The 19,153-nt window shown below is 59.8% G+C and carries 19 protein-coding genes; 17 read left to right on the top strand and 2 right to left on the bottom strand.

Annotated elements, in window-relative coordinates; genetic code table 11:
- Nucleotides 1-40 precede the first annotated feature (40 nt).
- From VE009_RS22785 to VE009_RS22865, 17 genes are all read left to right on the top strand, one after another.
- Nucleotides 41-1,681, top strand: coding sequence for an extracellular solute-binding protein (locus VE009_RS22785; RefSeq protein ID WP_325011663.1), 1,641 nt, complete (start codon nt 41-43; stop codon nt 1,679-1,681).
- 93 nt (nt 1,682-1,774) lie between these two features.
- On the top strand, nt 1,775-2,743 hold the full coding sequence (locus VE009_RS22790; RefSeq protein WP_325011664.1) for an ABC transporter permease: 969 nt from the start codon (nt 1,775-1,777) through the stop codon (nt 2,741-2,743).
- The gene (locus VE009_RS22795; RefSeq protein WP_325011666.1) at nt 2,737-3,600 is read left to right on the top strand and encodes a carbohydrate ABC transporter permease; all 864 of its coding nucleotides are present in this window, start codon (nt 2,737-2,739) and stop codon (nt 3,598-3,600) included. Before VE009_RS22790 ends, VE009_RS22795 begins: the two co-directional genes overlap by 7 nt.
- Nucleotides 3,601-3,654: 54 nt before the next feature.
- Complete coding sequence (locus tag VE009_RS22800; RefSeq protein WP_325011668.1) at nt 3,655-5,889, top strand: AraC family transcriptional regulator; 2,235 nt, start codon at nt 3,655-3,657, stop codon at nt 5,887-5,889.
- Nucleotides 5,890-5,943: 54 nt separating this feature from the next.
- Entirely contained in the window at nt 5,944-7,017 is a 1,074-nt protein-coding gene (locus tag VE009_RS22805) for a zinc-binding alcohol dehydrogenase (RefSeq protein ID WP_325011670.1), read from the top strand.
- Complete coding sequence (locus VE009_RS22810) at nt 7,014-8,597, top strand: FAD-dependent oxidoreductase (RefSeq protein ID WP_325011672.1); 1,584 nt, start codon at nt 7,014-7,016, stop codon at nt 8,595-8,597. The genes VE009_RS22805 and VE009_RS22810 overlap by 4 nt, the downstream gene beginning before the upstream one ends.
- A 120-nt stretch (nt 8,598-8,717) precedes the next feature.
- On the top strand, nt 8,718-9,821 hold the full coding sequence (locus VE009_RS22815; RefSeq protein ID WP_325011674.1) for an acyl-CoA dehydrogenase: 1,104 nt from the start codon (nt 8,718-8,720) through the stop codon (nt 9,819-9,821).
- 2 nt (nt 9,822-9,823) lie between these two features.
- The gene (locus tag VE009_RS22820) at nt 9,824-10,819 is read left to right on the top strand and encodes a D-glycerate dehydrogenase (RefSeq protein WP_325011676.1); all 996 of its coding nucleotides are present in this window, start codon (nt 9,824-9,826) and stop codon (nt 10,817-10,819) included.
- A gap of 30 nt (nt 10,820-10,849) precedes the next feature.
- Nucleotides 10,850-11,455, top strand: a complete 606-nt coding sequence (locus VE009_RS22825) for a GNAT family N-acetyltransferase (RefSeq protein ID WP_325011678.1) — start codon at nt 10,850-10,852, stop codon at nt 11,453-11,455.
- Complete coding sequence (locus tag VE009_RS22830) at nt 11,448-11,738, top strand: DUF2277 domain-containing protein (RefSeq protein WP_325011680.1); 291 nt, start codon at nt 11,448-11,450, stop codon at nt 11,736-11,738. The genes VE009_RS22825 and VE009_RS22830 overlap by 8 nt, the downstream gene beginning before the upstream one ends.
- A gap of 22 nt (nt 11,739-11,760) precedes the next feature.
- Nucleotides 11,761-12,636, top strand: a complete 876-nt coding sequence (locus VE009_RS22835; RefSeq protein ID WP_325011682.1) for a sugar phosphate isomerase/epimerase family protein — start codon at nt 11,761-11,763, stop codon at nt 12,634-12,636.
- A gap of 33 nt (nt 12,637-12,669) precedes the next feature.
- The gene (locus VE009_RS22840; protein ID WP_325011684.1) at nt 12,670-13,104 is read left to right on the top strand and encodes a DnaJ family domain-containing protein; all 435 of its coding nucleotides are present in this window, start codon (nt 12,670-12,672) and stop codon (nt 13,102-13,104) included.
- A 305-nt stretch (nt 13,105-13,409) separates the two neighbouring features.
- Entirely contained in the window at nt 13,410-14,120 is a 711-nt protein-coding gene (locus VE009_RS22845; protein WP_325011686.1) for a hypothetical protein, read from the top strand.
- Nucleotides 14,121-14,145: 25 nt separating this feature from the next.
- Nucleotides 14,146-14,607, top strand: coding sequence for a C40 family peptidase (locus VE009_RS22850; RefSeq protein ID WP_325011688.1), 462 nt, complete (start codon nt 14,146-14,148; stop codon nt 14,605-14,607).
- Nucleotides 14,608-14,633: 26 nt separating this feature from the next.
- Complete coding sequence (locus tag VE009_RS22855) at nt 14,634-15,302, top strand: hypothetical protein (protein ID WP_325011690.1); 669 nt, start codon at nt 14,634-14,636, stop codon at nt 15,300-15,302.
- 187 nt (nt 15,303-15,489) lie between these two features.
- Complete coding sequence (locus VE009_RS22860) at nt 15,490-16,944, top strand: nicotinate phosphoribosyltransferase (protein WP_325011691.1); 1,455 nt, start codon at nt 15,490-15,492, stop codon at nt 16,942-16,944.
- Between the two features lie 125 nt (nt 16,945-17,069).
- Complete coding sequence (locus VE009_RS22865) at nt 17,070-17,786, top strand: YebC/PmpR family DNA-binding transcriptional regulator (RefSeq protein WP_325011693.1); 717 nt, start codon at nt 17,070-17,072, stop codon at nt 17,784-17,786.
- A gap of 49 nt (nt 17,787-17,835) precedes the next feature.
- Here the strand turns inward: VE009_RS22865 and VE009_RS22870 are convergent, their stop codons facing one another.
- Both VE009_RS22870 and VE009_RS22875 read right to left on the bottom strand, forming a co-directional pair.
- Entirely contained in the window at nt 17,836-18,927 is a 1,092-nt protein-coding gene (locus tag VE009_RS22870; RefSeq protein ID WP_325011695.1) for an endospore germination permease, read from the bottom strand.
- A gap of 18 nt (nt 18,928-18,945) precedes the next feature.
- Complete coding sequence (locus VE009_RS22875) at nt 18,946-19,143, bottom strand: hypothetical protein (RefSeq protein ID WP_325011697.1); 198 nt, start codon at nt 19,141-19,143, stop codon at nt 18,946-18,948.
- Nucleotides 19,144-19,153: the final 10 nt, after the last annotated feature.

A 19,153-nucleotide genomic window follows, 5' to 3' on the forward strand; every position in this document is an offset into this window, starting at 1 on the left:
TTGCCCCGAAATTATGAATGTAAAAGGGAGGAAACAAGAAATGAAACACAAGCTGGTCTCCACTTCACTCATTCTTACGCTTCTCGCTTCGATCCTAGCCGCCTGCAGCGGCTCCGGCGGCGGAGAAGCAGCCGAGCCGGAGGCGACGCCGCCCGCAGCGAACGACGCGGGAACGCAGCAGTCGCAGCCCGCCGCCGAGGCGGAAAAGCCCGCCTCCAATCCGTACGGCGATACCGGCGGATTGACGCTGCCGCTCGTCGACAAGCCGACGAAGCTGACGTGGATGCTCGTCAGCGAAAATCCGGCCAACGACAAACTGATCGCCAAAGAAATCGAAAAACGGACCGGCATCACGCTCGATTTGCAAACGTACTCTCCGACGACGTACCAAGATCGACTCCGCGTCGTCGTCGCTTCCGGACAGCTGCCGGACATTTTCCACGGGCTGACGCAGGCCGAGCTGAAAAAAATCGGCCAGCAGGGCGCGGTCGTCGCGATCAACGATTACGCCGACATGCTGCCGAACTTCTCGAAGCTCTATTTGGAAGAAAATCCGTGGGTCGTCAAATCGTACGGCGACGAATCCGGCAAGCTGTATTCGTGGCCGATTTACAATTTGAACCGCGACGTCAACCACGGCTGGATGTACCGGAAGGACGTGTTCGACAAACTCGGCATCGCGGAGTGGACGAATACGGACGAATTTTACGAAGCGATGAAGAAGCTGAAAGCAGCGTATCCGGACTCGTACCCGATCGCGTCGAAGACGAAGGAATTCATTTTCCGCGATTGGGGCTACGGTTGGGGCATCAGCGGTTCGTATTTCCCGGTGATCTACGACGAGAAGGCGACGACGTGGAAATTCGCGTCGATCCAACCCGAGCATAAGCAGATGCTCGATTTCATGAAGAAGCTTTACAACGAAGGGCTGCTCGATCCCGAGTTTTTGACGGATACCCCGGATTCGTGGACCGCGAAGATGACGACCGACAAGTCGTTCGTCACGTGGGACTGGATCGGCCGCCTCGATTTGTTCTACAACCAAGTGAAGGATCAAAACCCGACGTATGATCTGCGGTACGCGAACCCGGTCGGTCCGACGGGCAACATCCGGACGCTGCCGAAAATCGACGTCAACTTCGGCATCGCCGTCGCCAACAACGAGAACAAGGAAGCGGCGCTCAAGCTGCTCGATTACTTGACCAGCCCGTCCGGCGGCGCGCTCGTCACGCTCGGCGTCGAAGGAGAGACGTTCCAATTCGACGCGAACGGCAAGCCCGTATATCCGGAGCTCGCCGATGTGCCGCTCGTCGACATTAAGGTATTGGAAGACAAGTACGGGCTTTGGCTCGAAGGCATGTATTTGCGTCCGGACCGCCGCAGCGTGTACTACAACTTCACGGAGAAGGAACAAGAAGCGCAGGACAAAATGCTGTCCCAGAACAAATTCGAGGCGCTCGATCCGGTGCTCAACTTCACGGACGACGAAAACGCGACGATCGCGGAGCTGCAGGTGGCGCTGGAGAAAGCCGCCAACGAGTTCAATGCCAACTACATCCTCGACAAGTCGTACGGGGACGCGCAGTGGGAGCAGTGGAAGGCGAACGCCGAGAAGCTCGGCGCCTCCAAGCTTGAAGAAGTGTACAACGCGGCGCAGAAGCGCTACGACGCCGCGCAGTAACGATTCGACCGCCTGACCAGCAACGGTTTTCGGCGCGGGAGCCCAAGGTGCGGGCCCCCCCGCGCCGAAATCCATCGATCGGAGGAGTCCATCATGGAGTATCCGGGAACGGAGAGCGTTTCGCGCCGAAACGGCCGCGGCGTCTTCTACGCAAGACTGACGTCGACGGTCAAGCATATCAAGCGGGACCGACAGCTGTTGCTGCTCTTTATCCCGTGCATTTTGTTTTACGTCATCTTCCGGTACGGCCCGTTGTACGGGCTGATTATCGCTTTCAAAGATTACAGCGTGTTTCAAGGCGTCATGGCGAGCGAATGGGTCGGCTTCAAGCATTTCGCGAAATTTTTCTCCAGCCCCGATTTTTGGAATTTGTTCCGCAATACGCTGCTGCTTGGCTTTTACTCGCTCGTGTTCGGGTTCCCGTTTCCGATTTTGCTCGCGATCATGCTGAACGAAGTGCGGCTGCGATGGTTCAAGAAAACGATCCAGACGCTCAGCTACTTGCCGGCGTTTCTGTCGGTCGTCATCATTTGCAGCATGATCATCGACTTTCTGTCGCCGACGAACGGCGTTATCAACCGGATCATCGCCGCGCTCGGCTTCGAACGCGTCTACTTTTTGATCGAATCGGATTGGTTCCGTCCCGTATACGTCATTTCGGACATATGGGCGTCCGTCGGGTACGAGGCGATCATTTTCCTCGCGGCGATCGCGGGCATCAGCCCGACGCTGTACGAGGCGGCGAGGGTCGACGGAGCGAGCCGGTTTCAAATGATGCGGTACATTACGCTGCCGGGTCTGCTGCCGACGATTTTGGTCATGTTTATTTTGAAAACGGGTTCGATGATCCGCATCGGCTACGAGAAGGTGCTTCTGTTGTATACGCCGACGACGTATGATGTAGCGGACGTCTTCTCGACGTTCGTCTATCGGAAAGGCCTCTTGGAATCCAACTACAGCTACGCTGCCGCCGTCGGCATGTTCGAAGCGGTCGTCGCGATGATTATGCTGCTCGGCGCGAACGCCTTGAGCCGCAGATTGGGGGGGAACGGATTATGGTAGGGCAGCCGAGATTTTCGCTGTTCGGCGCTGTGAACGCGCTGCTGTTGACGCTGCTGGCGATCTCTACCGTCTACCCGATCCTCTACATCACGGCGGTATCGCTCAGCGATACGGCGCACGTAACGCAGGGGAAGGTGTGGCTGTGGCCGGTCGGGCTCAACTTCAACGCGTACGCGGAAGTGCTCGCGCACGACCGCATCCCGAGGGCGTACTTAAATACGATATTTTACACGGCGCTCGGCACGTTCACGAATTTACTGCTGACCGCCATCGCGGCCTATCCGCTGTCGCAGCGGTCGTTCTTCGGCCGCAAAACGTTCATGTTTGCGATCGTGCTCACGATGTTTCTTAATCCCGGGATCATCCCGAATTATATTATCGTGAAAGAAATGGGACTGCTGAATTCCGTCTGGGCGCTCGTCATTCCGAACGCGATCTGGACGTTCGAGTTGATCATTTTGAAGAGCTTCTACGAGAATATGTCGTCGCAGATTCGGGAAGCGGCGCGCATCGACGGCGCTTCGGAATACCGGATTTTGTTCCAGATCGTCATTCCGTTGTCGAAGCCGGCGCTCGCGTCGATCGGCTTGTTTTACTTCATGGGACATTGGAACAGCTTCTTTATTCCGATGATTTATTTGACGGATCAGATGATGTATCCGCTGCAGGTCGTGCTTCGGGGGATGCTCATTTTCAGCGAAGGCAACAACGCCAGCCTGGTGGACGCGGCCGCGCTCGCCCCGCAGGCGCTGAAGAACGCGACGATCGTGCTGTCGATGATTCCGGTGCTGCTCATTTACCCGTTCGCCCAAAAATATTTCGCGAAGGGCGTTATGCTCGGTTCGGAGAAGGGTTGAGCGGCGGCGGTGTAGAAAATGTAGGGAACAAATTACGGCGGGGGAGAAGAGCGCATGAAACGTATCGTCACGAATGCCGGGTTGTTGAAAATCTTCTTTGCTTTGCTGCTCGTCATCACCGTGATGTTCGCCTCCAACTACATCGTATACCGCAATTCGATCTCCGGCATTTACGATAAAATTACCGAAAACAACACATTGGTCGTCCGATCGGTCATCCAGTCGTTCGATAACAGCTTTCGGTCGGTGAACAATTTGATTTATTCGATTCATGGGCTGCCGTACGACGACGCGGTACAAGCGGACGGGTCGCTAAACATGAGCAAGGTGTATATGCTTAGGGATCATATCTCGCAGCTTTCGAGTAACGTCGACTTCATTGAAGACGTTATCGTCTTTTACGACGACTCGAATCTTGCGATTACGGCGCGGGGGACGAGCGATCTGCATACGCTGTTCTCCCGGAAATACCGCCACGACCTGTATAACGCCGACTACTGGCGCTCGTTCTCGCTCACGAAGCAGTCGCTCAAGACGTTCCCCGCGGCGGATTTCCGCGTGTACGCCGACGGGACGCAGTTCAAGACGAAGAAGCTGATGGCGATATTCGGCGGCAACAAAATCCGCATGTCCGCCAAAAACATTATCGTGCTCGTCAACGTCGAAGCGCTGATGAAGCACGTCGACCGCAAGGCGATGCTGCCGGGCGCGTCGCTGATCGTGCTGGACGAAGATCGCAATATCATTTTGAGCACCGACGAAAATTGGGGCTTGATGGAAGTGCTGAACGACGTCTATTTCAACGCCTCCAACGAAACGAGCGTGACGCGGGAAGATTACGAATACAATTTTTACAAGTCGAGCTTTAATTCGTTTATTTATATCGATAAAGTGCCGTATCAATTCCAAAACATCGATTCGGTCAATCGGGCGAATTTGTTGATCATGCTGTCCGCGATCGTTTGCGCCGTGCTGCTGTCCGGGCTGCTCAGCGCGTATTTGTACAAACCGGTGCAGCGCATTTTGCGCTTGTTCGGCGAAGGGTACGTCAAGGGGAACGATTTCCTGAACATCCACAGCGGCATTTTGCGCATGCAGATGGAGAACGAATCGTACCGGGCTCGGCTGAGGCTGGCGGACGCGGAGCTTCGGAAGGCGGCGCTGTTCCAGGCGTTGGACGGGTCCGTGCGCGCGGAGGAGCGGGACGAAGGGATGAAGGCGCATTACCCGGAGTTTTTCGCGCGGAGCCATTTCCTCCTCGCCTGCGTTCAGGTCGTCCCGACGGAGGAGGGCGCGGCGGGCGGCGCCTGGGCGATCGGCGAACGCATCCGGGAGGCGGCGGGCGGCGACCTGACGTCCGTCGACGTGTTTCACCAAGGCGGTCTTCGTTATCTGCTCGTCTTCGGCGTCGACCAGCCCGCCGGCCGGGAGACGCTGCTGCGCCGGCTGCGGAACGGGCTGTCCCGCGTCGAGAAAGGGCTGGACGGCTGTTCGCTGTGGGGATGCGCCGGCAAAATGTACGAAGCGCAGACGTCGAACTGCGCCCGCGCTTACGAAGAGATCATGCAGGCGATGCCGTACCGCAAGGTGAAAGATACGCCGCTGCTGGACGCGGAGGCGCTTCGGTACGAATGGAACGTCTACTTCCCGTTCGAGAAGGTGGAGAAGCTGTCGAACTTGCTGCTGAACGCTCGGGCGGACGAAGCGGCGGCGATCGTGCGGGACACGCTGCGGGAAAATGTGGAGCGGAACGTCCACCGGAACCAGCTGCGGCACGTCGCGAACGCGATGCTGTATTCGATGCTGCAGGCGCTCGAAAGCGCCGGCGCCGATTCGCAGACGCTGTATCGAATGGAGACGGAGTTTCGGCGGACGGCCGACGGCGCCGCCGACGTCGGCGCCGTCGAGGAGGCGCTGGCGAAGCTGGCGGCGGAAACGGCGGCGCACGGCCGAGGCGAGCAGCGGAGCAAGCTGAACCCGGCGTTCATCTCCCAATATATCGATTTGCATTATATGGAAAACTTGTACTTGGACCATATGGCCGAAGTGCTCGAAACGACGCCGAAATATTTTTCGAATTATTTCAAGAAAACGTTCGGCGTCAATTACGTCGAGTATTTGAATAAAGTGCGCCTGCAGCACGCCAAAGTGCTGCTGAGGGACACGAGCTTGTCCGTCGCGGAGGTCGGGGAGAAAACCGGCTATATCAATTCGTCGACGTTTACGACGACGTTCAAAAAATATTTCGGCATTTCGCCGAGCGAATACCGTAAGCGGATGGTTAGTTAAACAGGATGAATATTTATGTAATTAATAATTAAATAGGCGAAGGAGTTGCTGCTTGTGAAGGCGATTGCAACGCGAGACGGGGCGATCGAGATCGTCGATCTCGCGCCGCCGGAGCGGCTGCCCGGCCGCGTGCTCGTCCGCGTCGAATACTCCGCGGTCAGCCCCGGCACCGAAATGAGCTTCGTGCGGAGCCGTCCGGCGGAGCCGGTCGTGCTGGGCTACAGCGCGGTCGGCATCGTAGAGGAGGTCTGCGATGGCGTCGCCGGACGGAGCGTCGGCGAGCGCGTCGCCTGCTACGGCGCGCCTTACGCGAGGCATGCGGAGCTGCTGTCGATGCCCGCGAATTTGACCGCGCCGGTGCCGGCGGGCGTCGACCCGCGCGAAGCCGCGTTCGGCGGCTTGGGCGCTATCGCCGTGCACGCGCTGCGCACGGCGGGGCTCGCGTTCGGCGAGTCGGCGGTCGTCGTCGGCTTAGGCATTCTCGGCAATTTGATCGCTCAGATCGGCGCCGCCGCCGCGTTCCGGATCGCCGGCGTCGACGTCGCGCCCGAGCGGGCGGACGCGCTCGGACGCCTCGGGGTGCCGCACGCGTACGCGTCGGCGGAAGCGCTGGAGGCGCGGCTCGCCGACGCCGTCGGCCCGAACGGGGCGGACGCCGTGTTCGTCTGCGCCGCCGGGCCCGGCGGCGCGTTGATCGACCGGGCGATGAGCTGGCTGCGGGACCGCGGCAAAATCGTCGTCGTCGGCGATGTGACGACGGAATTCTCGCGAAGCCTCATGTTCGCGAAGGAAGCGCAGGTGCTTATTTCGCGCGCCGGCGGCCCGGGACGGTACGACCCTTCGTATGAACGGGACAACCGCGATTATCCGATCGGGTACGTCCGCTGGACCGAAGGCCGGAATCTCGCCGAATATATTCGGCTGCTGGCGGAAGGGCGCATCCGCGTCGCGCCGCTGCTCGCCGGCGACGTCCCGCTTGCGCGGGCGGCGGACGCGTACGCCGCGGATCGGTCCGCGGCCGCGATCGGCACGCTGATTCGATACCCTTACGCCGATGAGGCGGACCGGGAGGCGGCGCGGACGGCGTCCTGCGCTCCCGGCGGAGGAAAGGCGGTACCTAGCGAATGAAACCGAATGCGAAAGAAATGCGCGCGGACGTCGTCATCATCGGCGGCGGCGTCGGAGGGGTCGCGGCGGCGCTCGCCGCGGCGCGGAACGGCTGCCGCGTCGTCATGACGGAGGAGACGGACTGGATCGGCGGCCAGCTGACGAGCCAGGCGGTGCCCCCGGACGAGCATCCATGGATCGAGCGGTTCGGCTGCACGGCGGCGTACCGCGAGTTTCGGAACGGCGTGCGCGAATATTACAAGCGTTGGTTTCCGGTCATGCCGGATGCGCGCGCGTCGGCGGAGTTCAACCCCGGCAACGCGCTCGTCAGCCGCATCGCTCACGAGCCGAGAGCCGCGCTGGCGGTGCTGCGCGGCATGCTCGCGCCGTACGTGCACAGCGGGAAACTCGTCGTGCTCGAGCGGCACGTCCCGGTGCGGGCGGAAACGGAAGGCGACCGGATCGTCTCCGTCACGGTCCGCTCCGAGGAGCGGAGCGAGGAGGTGGCGCTGATCGGCGCCGTCTTCCTCGACGCGACGGAGGAGGGCGATCTGCTGCCGCTCGCGAAGATCGAATACGTCACCGGCGCCGAATCGGTCCGCCAAACGGGCGAACCGCACGCGCTGCCCGGCGACCCCGATCCGTCCGATATGCAGGCGATCACGTGGTGCTTCGCGATGGATTACGTCGAAGGGGAAGATTTCACGATCTCGAAGCCGGCGCAATACGACTTCTGGCGGGAGTATCGAGCGCCGTTCTGGCCGGATCGGCTGCTCAGCTGGATGGGCGTCGTGCCGCATACGCTCGAGCCGATCCGCTACGCCTTGTTCCCGGACGGCCGATCGTTCTCGCTGTGGACGTACCGGCGCCTGATCGACCGGACGCAGTTCGCTCCGGGCGCGTTCGATACCGACGCGACGGTCGTCAATTGGCCGCAGAACGATTATTGGCTCGGCCCGATCATCGACGTCCCGCCGGAAGAGCGGGCGAAGCATTTGGAAGGCGCCCGGGAGCTGAGCTTGTCGCTGCTGTATTGGATGCAAACGGAGGCGCCGCGGCCGGACGGCAAAGCGGGTTATCCCGGTCTCAGGCTGCGGGGCGACATCGTGGGGACGACGGACGGCCTCGCGAAGAAGCCGTACATTCGCGAGTCGAGGCGCATCGCGGCGGAGACGACCGTCGTCGAGCAGCATCTCAGCCCCGCCTGCCGGCCGGACGGGACCGCGGAGGCGTATCCCGACTCGGTCGGAATCGGCTGCTACCGCATTGACCTGCATCCGAGCACCGCGCAGCGGACGTATATCGACGTTTCGAGTCTGCCGTTCCGTATTCCGCTCGGGAGTCTTCTCCCGGTGCGGGTCGACAACATGCTGGCGGCCGGCAAAAATATCGGCACGACGCACATTACGAACGGCTGCTACCGGCTGCATCCCGTCGAGTGGAATATCGGCGAGGCGGCCGGCGCCCTAGCCGCGCACTGCGTCCGGCTCGGCCTGCCGCCGCGCGCCGTGCGGGCCGACCGGGCGAAGCTCGAGGATTTCCAGCGGTCGCTGCGCGCGCAGGGCTTCGAGCTCGATTGGCCGCGCCTTCACCCGGTGTAATCGGGAGCATTTCGCCGCGAAAGCGTCGTCGATCTTCCGCTTCATGTGATACAATTGTGGAAGAACTTGCCGCTTGCGCGGCGAAACGTTCGACACGGGGTCACGTAAAGGAGCGGTTGGATGTTTGGGGAGCAAAGGAGCGCCGCGCTGCGCGATGCGTCGCGCCGCTGGGAAGCGGCGGGCGTCATCGACGGCGAGGCGCTGTCGTTCATTTATGAAGAGAAGCTGTTTAAATTGTTCGTTCCGGAAGTCTACGGCGGCCGAATGGAGCCGCTGCCCGCGGCGCTTCGCTTGTTCGAAGCGGCGGCTCGCCTCGACGGCAGCTTCGGCTGGGCGGTGACGATCGGCTCGGGGGGCGGGTTTTTCGCCGCTTGCTTGCCGCCGTCGTCCGCCGAGCGGGTGTTCGCGGACCCGAAGTCGGTCATCGCCGGCAGCGGCTCGCCGACGGGAACGGCCGTGCGCGTCGACGGCGGATACATCGTGAACGGTTCGTGGGCGTTCTGCAGCGGCGCGCCGTACGCGACGACGTTCACGGCGGTCGCCGCCGTCGCGGGGGAAGACGACGCGCTCGCGTTCGCCTTCCGGCCGGATCAGGTCGACATCGTGCCGACGTGGCGGGCGTTCGGGCTGAAGGCGACGGCGAGCCATACGATCGTCGCGAAGGACGCGTTCGTGCCGGATGCGTTCGCCTTCCGGGTCGACGAGACGCCGTACCGCGACGAACCGATTTACCGCGTGCCGTTCCTGCCGTTCGCGGAGAGTTCGTTCGCGGCCGTCGCGGTCGGCGTCGCCCGCCGGCTGCTCGAGGAGGCCGAGCGGTGGACCGACGCCTGCGCGGACAGGTGGAGCGCCGGCGGCAAGACGCGGCTCGCGTTCGTCCGAGAGCGGCTGCGCGAAGCGGCGGCGGAGCTCGACGCGCAGGCGGAGCGGTATTACGCCGCCGTCGAACGGGCGTGGGAGCGGCATGTCGGGATCGGAGGATCGGGCGGCGCGAACGAAGCAGGCGGCGGCGGGGGCGACGATGCGTGGGCGGAAGCCGGACGGCGGAGCAAGCTCGCCGCCGCGGCGTCGCTGCGCGCCGGAGCCGAGTTGTTCCCGATTCTCGGCATCGGGGTCGTCATGGAGGACCATCCCGTCAACCGGGCGTGGCGCGACCTCCAAACCGCCTGCCAGCACACGCTGCTCGTCGACTACGGCGGGAACTCGATCGATACGGAGATGTGAACATGAACATGAACTCGAAACCGAAAGCAGTAGTTTCCAAACCGCTGCCGCAACCGGCGATCGACCTGCTGCGGGAGCATTGCGATCTGTACGTATGGGACGGCGGCTCCCCGATGCCCCGCGATCGGCTCCTCGAAGCGTTGGCCGACGCGGAAGGTCTGCTCACCTCGGGCGACCGCATCGACGACGAGCTCCTAACCCGCGCTCCGAAGCTGCGGGCCGTCAGCACGGTGTCGGTCGGGTATGATCACTTCGACCTGAACGCGATGCGCCGCCGCGGCGTCGTCGGGACGCATACGCCGTACGTGCTCGACGACACGGTGGCCGATCTCGTGCTGGCGCTCATGCTGGCGGCGGCAAGACGCGTGCCGGAGCTGGACGCTTATGTGAAGAGCGGCCAATGGCACCGGGACGAAGGAAAAGCGGGAGCCGCGCTGTTCGGAACGGACGTGCACCACGCGAAGCTCGGCCTCATCGGCCTCGGCCGCATCGGCGAGCGGATCGCGCGGCGGGCCGCGCTCGGCTTCGATATGCAGGTGTACTATTACAACCGGAGTCGAAATCCGGAAGCCGAGGAGAAATACGGCGCCCAGTATGTGTCGTTGGAGGAGCTGCTGCGCGAGTCCGACTTCGTCGTGCTGATGCTGCCGCTGACGCCGAAAACCGAACGGTTCTTCGGCCGGGCGCAGTTCGAGCTCATGAAGCCGACGGCGTTCTTCATCAACGCGTCGCGCGGGAAAGTCGTCGACGAAGCGGCGCTCGTCGAGGCGCTCCGCGGCGGAACGATTCGCGGGGCGGGACTCGACGTATTCGAGACGGAGCCGGTGCCGCCGGATCATCCGCTGCTCGCGCTGCGGAACGTCGTCGCGGTGCCGCACATCGGGTCGGCTACGGCGCAAACCCGCTTCGACATGGCGATGACGGCCGCGCGCAACTTGGTCGAGACGCTGCGGGGCGGCGGCGGCGCTTATGTCGTGAAAGAACTGAAGCAGCCGTAGCCGGCCGCGGCCGGCAAGGAGGACGACGGAATGGTGAAACTGCTGCCCGCCCGCTGGGAAACGGAGCGCTGCGAGGTCGCGTCGTTCGATGCGGACGATGCCGCGGCGCGGCAAGCGCTGCAAGCGCTCTATGAGAAGTCGAGCTACATGGCCGCATGGGACGGCCGCGTCGTGGAGCCCGATTATATCGACCGGATCGCGGAAGGCCGCGGCGAGGTGCCGCCGGGCGGCAGTCAGGATCGCTTGCTGCTGCAGAGAATCGCGCGGAAGGACGATCCCGAGCGGCGGCCGATCGGCCTGCTCGAGCTGTACCACGGGTACCCGCACGAGCGTTCGTTATACATCGGATTTTTATTTATCGACCCGGTGGAGCAGGGGAACGGCTGCGGCCGCGAGATCGCGAGCCGATGCCGCGAGCTCGCCCTCGGGCTCGGGTACGAAGAAGCGCGCGTCGCGGTCGCGCTGAAAAATTGGCCGGCGCTCCGGTTTTGGATCCGGAACGGGTACCGCCACGCGACCAAAACAGCCGGAGACCGTCTGTTCGGCGAGGATGCGTACGCGGTCCTCGAGCTGTCGACGTCCGGCGTCGAAACCGCGGACGGAACATCATCGATGGAGGGCGAAAGCGATGTGTAGAAGCATTAAAACGCTGCACAATTTCGATCCGCCGGCGACCGAAGCGGAAGTTCGCGCCGCCGCGCTGCAGTTCGTCCGGAAGCTGTCCGGCTTCCGCGAGCCGTCGAAGGCGAACGAGGACGCGTTCCGCCGCGCCGTCGACGAGGTGGCGGACGCGGCCGGGAAACTGCTCGCTTCGCTCGAGACGAAAGCCGCGCCGCGCAGCCGCGAAATCGAAGCGCAGCGGGCGAAAGTCAGATCCGCGAAACGGTTCGCAAGGCCGAACGAATCCGTTCGAGAATGACGAAATCCAAGGAGGAAACGCGATGAAACTCGACAACAAAATCGGCGTGATCGTAGACAGCTTTGGAGTCGGCGTGCGCGAAGGGCTGAAGAAGGCGAAAGAGGTCGGAGCGGAAGGCGTTCAAATTTATGCCGTCAAAGGCGAAATGGACCCAGACAACCTAACCCCGGCCGCTCGGAAGGAATTAAAATCGTATATCGAGGACTTGGGTCTGGAAATTTCGGCGTTGTGCGGCGATCTGGGCGGGCACGGCTTTCAAGACCGCGCCGTCAACCGCGAGAAGGTGGAGAAATCCAAGCGCATTCTCGATCTCGCCGTCGAGCTCGGCACGAACATCGTCACGACGCATATCGGCATCGTGCCGCACGACGCGAACGGACCGATTTACGCGGCGATGCAGGAAGCTTGCGAAGAGCTTAGCCGGTACGCGAACAGCTTGAACGCGTATTTCGCGATCGAGACCGGTCCCGAGACGGCCGCGCATCTGAAAGCGTTCCTCGATACGCTGAGCGGCAAAGGCGTATCCGTCAATTTCGATCCGGCGAACATGGTGATGGTGACGGGCGACGATCCGGTTGCAGGCGTCCATATTTTGAAAGACTATATCGTGCACACGCATGTGAAAGACGGCGTCCGCCATCGCGAGGTCGACCCCCGGGCGGTATACGGCAGCTTGGACACGGAGGGGATGGATCACGACAAAATCGCGGAAATCCTTAAAGAAGGCCAGCTGTTCGAGGAGCTGCCGCTCGGCGAAGGCGCCGTCGACTTCGACGCGTACTTCCGGGCGCTGCAAGAGATCGGCTATCGCGGGTACTTGACGATCGAGCGCGAGGTCGGCGACTCCCCGGAGGACGACATTCGCAAAGCGGTGCAATTCATCCGCGCCTATCGCTGACGGCTTCCAAGGCGCGGCGGGGAGGCTTACGGCATGAACGAACGGGAACGAGAGTCGTGGAAACGGCTGAAGGAGCAGCTGCAGGCGGAGGAGGAAGAGCTCCGCATGTACCGCCAATACAACGATCGGGTGGACGAAGCGGTTCAAGAGTTCGAGAAGAACGGCGGGCTCGAGCATGTGAAAGGGAAAGGCAAGCCGCTGCAGCTCGCGACCGGCGACCCGCTGTACGGCGTGCTCAAGACGGCCGGCGTGAAACCGCCGTGGCTGGAGTTGCAGCATGTCATTCGCGACGAGCTGCGCGAGCTGCTGAAGGAGCTTCGTCTCGGGACGGCGGTGCGAGCGGAGGAGACGCTCCGCAGCATTAACGGCCGCATCTCGAAATACAACCGCATCGTTCCGCATTATACGATGCAGCGCACGCCCGTTTCGCTCGAGACGATCGAGGACCAACTAAAGACGTGGGAATAATCGATGGGGAGCCGCCCGGGCGGCTCCCTGTTGCTTTGTGTTATGAAAAAATAAAGTATTAGACTGAAATTGTTGAATTTGTGAATTTTTTTGAACCCCCAATCGGCTACCTAGGGAAAATAAGTTTTAGACTAATTCAGAAAATGAAACAGCGGCGTAACTAAGGACGTGAAAATAAAGTCTTAGACTGACGCGGTTTTTTTTGGTATTGGTTATGATAATAGCCCTTTTAGCACACATACCCACTCCGCTTAAACCGCTGGGTCATATACTAACTTACCTGCTGTGGAATGGACGGTGAAAAGATGAAGGGAAGGCCTCGCAAGGATACAAGCACGAAACAGGAAAAACTCACAATTTCTCAGGCATTCATGAGGGTTACAGTAGCGCTTCCTCAAGCACCTTCAATTGAAGACCCGTTACCGACTCACCTAACCTTCTTCGTTGATTCTAGATTCACAACGGCGCAGAGAAATCGGATTACCAGGTTAATTACAGGCGTTATGTCTCAATGGGCCCGATATTACATTAATAGAGATAATGGGGTTAACAGTCCACTGAAACAGTGTACGGCTCGATATGCCCGCTTTAACCTAGCCCCTGAATGGTTTGAAGACAAGATAGCTAACGGTAACGTCGCCGTGGATGTGATGATGGATGGTTTAACACGGGCATTTATTGCTAATGGTTTTGGGAGAGCGTTTCGTGCTCAAATTATGTATCCTTCTCCAGGTACGACACCCCCAAAGGCTATTAGAGGTGCAAACGCTTCTGATCCTGACAGGAACTCATTATCTGTAATCATCAATCCGAAAACATTAAGCAGAATCGACCTTGGTGACACGACTCTTATCGGTTCATTATTGCACGCATGGTTGCATCGGATTGGTTATCGTCATCCTGCCGAACTCTATACGTCGTACTTTATCGGTGAGGCAGCAATGTGTCTAATGCATGGCAATACTAGCAAACAAAGCGGAGTACCCGACAGCAGGTTAACTGCATTTCTAGATTGACTCATACCTTTTTGGGGGAAGGAAAGTGACACACCAAGATATTAACTCCTTGATTGAATACGCTAAAAGGTTTCTTGTGGCTAGCCCTAAACTTCGAACGACACCTTATCCCAAGTTACGAAAAATGGATTGTTCCTCTTTCACGCAGCATGTCTATGGAAAATACGGCATTAAGCTGCCGCGCAAAGCCAGAGAGCAAGCAAAGCACGGAATAGAAGTGGATAAAACCGACTTGAAGGAAGGCGACTTATTATTTTTCTATGTACCCGAAAGGTTCCCAACAAACTACATCCCCGGACACGTCGGCATTTATCTTGGTGATGGAACCATGATCCACTGCCTACCCTCGCCCAAGAGAGTATTAATCTCCGATATCAATACCCCACACAAGAAAAAGACGTTCTTATTCGCTAAAAGAGTCATCCTACCGAACGACATATCCATATATGAGCAACACAAAGCGCTTAACGATTTTTGGAGGTTGTAGAAAACCTTTTGAAAGAGGGGATGAGGATGAAAGCGTTTATTAGTCAATCGTTTAGACGGACTACAGTAACGCTTCCTCAAGCACCTGGAATTGAAGACCCGTTACCAACTCACTTAACCTTCTTTGTTGATTCCAGATTTACAACGGCTCAGAGGAGTAGGATACAAAGATTAATTTCCGGTATATTTGCACAATGGAATGAGTATTACGCCGACCGAGATAATGGAGTTGATAGTCCTCTAAAGCAATGCACAGCTAGATATGCTCGATTTAATCTTGCCCCTGTTTGGTTTGAAGATAAGATAGCCAACGTGAATGTTGCCTTTGATGTAATGATGGAGGGTTTAACAAGAATGTTCATTGCAAATGGCTTTGGTAGAGCTGCCCGTGCACAAATTATGCATCCAGGTTCATCCACCCCACCAAAAGCTATCCGAGGTGTCAATGCTTCTAATCCCGACCAAAACTCATTGTCCGTCACAATTAACCCGAATACTCTCGGTCGGACCGATATCGTTGATGCAACTCTTAGAGGCTCATTACTGCACGCATGGATGCATAGAGAAGGATATAGACACCCTGTGGGAAGGTATACATCTTTTATGATTGGGGAAGCAGCAATGTGCCTAATGAGAAATAACTCCAACAAACAAGCCGGTGTCCCAGACAGCAGATTTACCCAATTCTTAGATTAGGGTTGCGATAATCTCTCTTTTAGCAACCTTACATGGTCACTAGTCTACAACTATATTTTCTCGGTCTAATACTTTATTTTCCCAGTCTAATACTTTATTTGCGTTGAACACTTTGCCCCGTCTATCGCGGGCTCCGCGTGGGTACAATGGATGCGACAGGATCACATTACCCGGAGGTGTCGCGCACATGAACGGCGGCGCGCTCGCGTTGCATATGGATAAATACGAAGTCAACATGGCGTACGCCCATTGGCTTCACGGCACGCATCGGAAGCGGGCCGTATTCGAGCTTTATTTCCGCAAGCTTCCGTTCGGCAACGGATTCGCCGTTTTCGCCGGGCTGGAGCGGGTGATTGATTATTTGTCGACGCTTCGTTTCGACGAAGAGGACATTCGTTACCTGCGGGAGCAGGAGGAAGCGTACCGGGAACCGTTTCTCGACGAGCTGCGCCGCTTTCGCTTCGCCGGCGACCTGTTCGCCGCGCAGGAGGGGACCATCGTGTTTCCGAACGAGCCGCTGCTTCGCGTGGAAGCGTCGGTGTTCGAAGCGCAAATGATCGAGACGGCGCTGCTCAATTTCGTCAATTTCCAAACGTTAATCGCAACGAAAGCGGCGCGCATCAAGCGCACGTCGCCCGGCGACAACTTTCTGGAGTTCGGTTCGCGGCGGGCCCAGGAGGCGGACGCGGCCATTTGGGGGGCGCGGGCCGCGTATATCGCCGGCTTCGACGCCACGTCGAACTTGCTCGCCGGGAAACGGTTCGGCATTCCGACGGCGGGGACGCATGCGCACTCGTGGGTGCAGGCGCACGATTCCGAGCTCGAGGCGTTCGAAAAATACGCCGAAGCGCTGCCGGATCAAGTGACGCTGCTCGTCGATACGTACGATACGCTGTCCCTCGGCGTCCCGCATGCGATTCGCATCGCCCAGCGGCTGGAAGCGCGCGGCAAGCGGATGCGCGCCATCCGGATCGACAGCGGCGACCTCGCCGCGCAGGCGAAGGCGGCGCGCGCCATGCTTGACGAGGCGGGGCTCGGTTACGTCCGGATCGTCGCTTCGAACGACTTGGACGAGCATGTCATCCTTCATTTGAAGGCGCAGGGCGCTCCGATCGACAGCTGGGGCGTCGGCACGAAGCTGATTACGGGCGGGGAAGAGTCGGCGCTCGGGGGCGTCTACAAGCTGGTCGCCCGGGAGACGGACGACGGCTGGCAGCCGGTGATCAAAATTTCGGGCAACGCGGAGAAAACGGTGACGCCGGGCGCCAAAACGGCGTATCGGTTGATCCGAGCCGATACCGGCCGAGCCGCGGCCGACGCGCTGGCGTTCCCGTCGGAGGACGACGTGCGCGGCGCGAAGGCGACCGTGTTCGTCGACCCGTCGGATCCGCTGCAGCGGCGCGAACTCGAGCGGTACGAAGCGGTGCCGCTGCTTACGCAGGTCGTCGCCCGAGGCGAACTGCGGGAAGAGGGGCTGCCCGATTTAGGGCGCATCCGGGAGCACCATGCCGCCCAATTGCGGCTGTTCGCTCCCGAGCATTTGCGCGCCCTTAATCCGGAACCGTATCCCGTCTGGCTGTCCGAGGACGTCTGGAAGCTGAAGACGGATATGATCCGCCGATACCGATCGTCGCGCGCCTGACTCGCCGCGGCTTTTTCGACAACTTTCGCCGCGAGGACCTTGTTCCAGCCGGAGGTTTAGGGATATAATGGACAAGGACTTTGGAATCGTTAGAATCGACGAAATAAAGAGAAAGCGGGAGCAGCATGGGCCGTAAATGGAACAATATCAAAGAAAAGAAAGCGTCCAAGGACGCCAACACAAGCCGCATCTACGCGAAATTCGGTCTTGAAATTTACGTCGCCGCGAAGAAAGGCGAGCCGGACCCGGAGTCGAACCGAGCGCTGAAGGTCGTTCTGGAGCGCGCCAAAACATACAACGTGCCGAAAGCGATCATCGACCGCGCGATCGAGAAGGCGAAGAAGGGCGCGGAAGAAAATTACGAGGAGCTTCGCTACGAAGGCTTCGGCCCGAACGGGTCGATGGTCATCGTGGACGCGCTCACGAACAACGTCAACCGAACGGCGTCGGCGGTGCGGGCCGCGTTCAACAAGAACGGCGGCAGCATGGGCGTCAACGGGTCGGTGTCGTACATGTTCGACGCGGCGGCCGTCATCGGATTGACCGGCAAGTCGGCGGACGAAGTCATCGAAGTGCTGCTGAACGCCGACGTCGACGTGAAGGATGTCACGGAGGAGGACGAGGCGGTCATCGTCTATGCGGCGCCCGACCAATTCCACGCCGTGCAGGAAGCGCTGAAGCAGGCCGGCGTCACCGAGTTTACGGTGGCGGAAATTTCGATGCTCGCGCAAAACTACGTCACGCTGTCGGGAGACGCCCAAGTTCAATTTGATAAGCTGATCGACGCGCTGGAAGATTTGGAAGACGTCCAACAGGTGTATCATAACGTCGAGTCGGAATAAGGACGACGACGCAACGAGAAGACCGCCGAACCCGGCGGTCTTCTCGTCGTTATCCGGTCTCGGCTTCGGCGGGAGGCGGCCCGCGTTTCCGCTTCCGCCGTCCGTAGAACGCGAGGATCGCCAGAGGGACCACAAACGCGAACGTCCCGAGGAATATAGGTCGGGAACGCGTCGTCTCGATCATCTGCGCCGCGGAATCGTAAAACCAAGCGGACACGACGACCGCGAAAACGGCGAGAGGCGTCGTCAGTACATCCGCATTCACGCGCGGCACGATGAGGCCGATCAAGCGGCATAGGAAATAAATCGTAACGCCGCTCTTAACGAATGCGGTCGGCATCCACGCCGCGGCGATCGCCATATCGAGCCGGTCCAAGAAATCGGTGACGCGAAGCTGACGGATCAGCTCATAAGGCGGATCCCAGAACATCGTCGTCAAATCGGGGCCGAACAACACGAGCTCTCCGATGATCAAGATCACATTCGAAGCGAGGCCGACGAGGAAGCCCGGCGCGATATCCCGCATTCGCAGCGATTGATCCCGCAGCAGCATCGGGATAATCAACAGCTCCGCGAAATGGCCGAAGGCGTAAGCGCCGGCTTCCAAGATGCCCGCGGGCCGCTCGAAGAACGGCGCTAAAAACTCCATTCGCGTTTGCCCCTGCAGCAAAATCGGCAAAGCGGCCACCTGCGAGATGAACAGCGCGACGAACAAGATGTTCGCGCGCGCGGTCGCCGCGAGTCCGGCTTTCGCGAACAGCACCGCCGTGAAAGCGCCCGTCGCGGCGATGATGATCGGAGGCGTATTCGGCAGCAAATAAATGTTCACGAGCTCCGTCAAAAACCGGAGGTCGTGCGCGAGGATCGCGAAAAACACCAATGCGACGAGCGCGAGCAGCGCCCTTCCGATCCAAGGCCGCCGCGCGACGAACGTTTCCGGCAGCGTGCCTTCTGGGTACTTCCGGTGGACGACGCCAATGATCCATAGAGGAGGGATGATGGCGACGCCGGCGACGATGTAGCCCATCCAAGCGTCCTGCCGAGCCGCTTCGATCATCGGGACGGGCGGATGCTTGATCGCCACCGCAACCATGAACAGCGTCGTTAATGCGTTAAGCTGCAGTTTCGACAACGTCTGCATCGAAGCCTTATCCTCCCGTCACCATATCGAATCGATCCAATCCGCCGGACGGGGGATCCGCGCGTCCCGCGTGATCCACCACCACAGCGCGCAGCTGGCCGCATAGAACAGGAAGACGGCCCAGCGGTCCGTCCGGCTTCCTCTCCGGTACAGCTTCCACTCCCAGGCGACGGCGGCGGCCGCGAGCACGAAGATCGGCGCGGCGGAGAACGTCATGACCGCATTC

This window comes from Paenibacillus sp., assembly GCF_035645195.1.
Taxonomy (GTDB): domain Bacteria; phylum Bacillota; class Bacilli; order Paenibacillales; family YIM-B00363; genus Paenibacillus_AE.

Coding starts and splice junctions, on each gene's coding strand:
- VE009_RS22865 (WP_325011693.1), top strand. CDS start 17,070: ATGGGCCGTAAATGGAACAATATCAAAGAAAAGAAAGCGTCCAAGGAC.
- VE009_RS22870 (WP_325011695.1), bottom strand. CDS start 18,927: ATGCAGACGTTGTCGAAACTGCAGCTTAACGCATTAACGACGCTGTTC.
- VE009_RS22855 (WP_325011690.1), top strand. CDS start 14,634: ATGAAAGCGTTTATTAGTCAATCGTTTAGACGGACTACAGTAACGCTT.
- VE009_RS22795 (WP_325011666.1), top strand. CDS start 2,737: ATGGTAGGGCAGCCGAGATTTTCGCTGTTCGGCGCTGTGAACGCGCTG.
- VE009_RS22845 (WP_325011686.1), top strand. CDS start 13,410: ATGAAGGGAAGGCCTCGCAAGGATACAAGCACGAAACAGGAAAAACTC.
- VE009_RS22810 (WP_325011672.1), top strand. CDS start 7,014: ATGAAACCGAATGCGAAAGAAATGCGCGCGGACGTCGTCATCATCGGC.
- VE009_RS22835 (WP_325011682.1), top strand. CDS start 11,761: ATGAAACTCGACAACAAAATCGGCGTGATCGTAGACAGCTTTGGAGTC.
- VE009_RS22825 (WP_325011678.1), top strand. CDS start 10,850: ATGGTGAAACTGCTGCCCGCCCGCTGGGAAACGGAGCGCTGCGAGGTC.
- VE009_RS22875 (WP_325011697.1), bottom strand. CDS start 19,143: ATGACGTTCTCCGCCGCGCCGATCTTCGTGCTCGCGGCCGCCGCCGTC.
- VE009_RS22815 (WP_325011674.1), top strand. CDS start 8,718: ATGTTTGGGGAGCAAAGGAGCGCCGCGCTGCGCGATGCGTCGCGCCGC.
- VE009_RS22800 (WP_325011668.1), top strand. CDS start 3,655: ATGAAACGTATCGTCACGAATGCCGGGTTGTTGAAAATCTTCTTTGCT.
- VE009_RS22840 (WP_325011684.1), top strand. CDS start 12,670: ATGAACGAACGGGAACGAGAGTCGTGGAAACGGCTGAAGGAGCAGCTG.
- VE009_RS22785 (WP_325011663.1), top strand. CDS start 41: ATGAAACACAAGCTGGTCTCCACTTCACTCATTCTTACGCTTCTCGCT.
- VE009_RS22830 (WP_325011680.1), top strand. CDS start 11,448: ATGTGTAGAAGCATTAAAACGCTGCACAATTTCGATCCGCCGGCGACC.
- VE009_RS22820 (WP_325011676.1), top strand. CDS start 9,824: ATGAACATGAACTCGAAACCGAAAGCAGTAGTTTCCAAACCGCTGCCG.
- VE009_RS22790 (WP_325011664.1), top strand. CDS start 1,775: ATGGAGTATCCGGGAACGGAGAGCGTTTCGCGCCGAAACGGCCGCGGC.
- VE009_RS22860 (WP_325011691.1), top strand. CDS start 15,490: ATGAACGGCGGCGCGCTCGCGTTGCATATGGATAAATACGAAGTCAAC.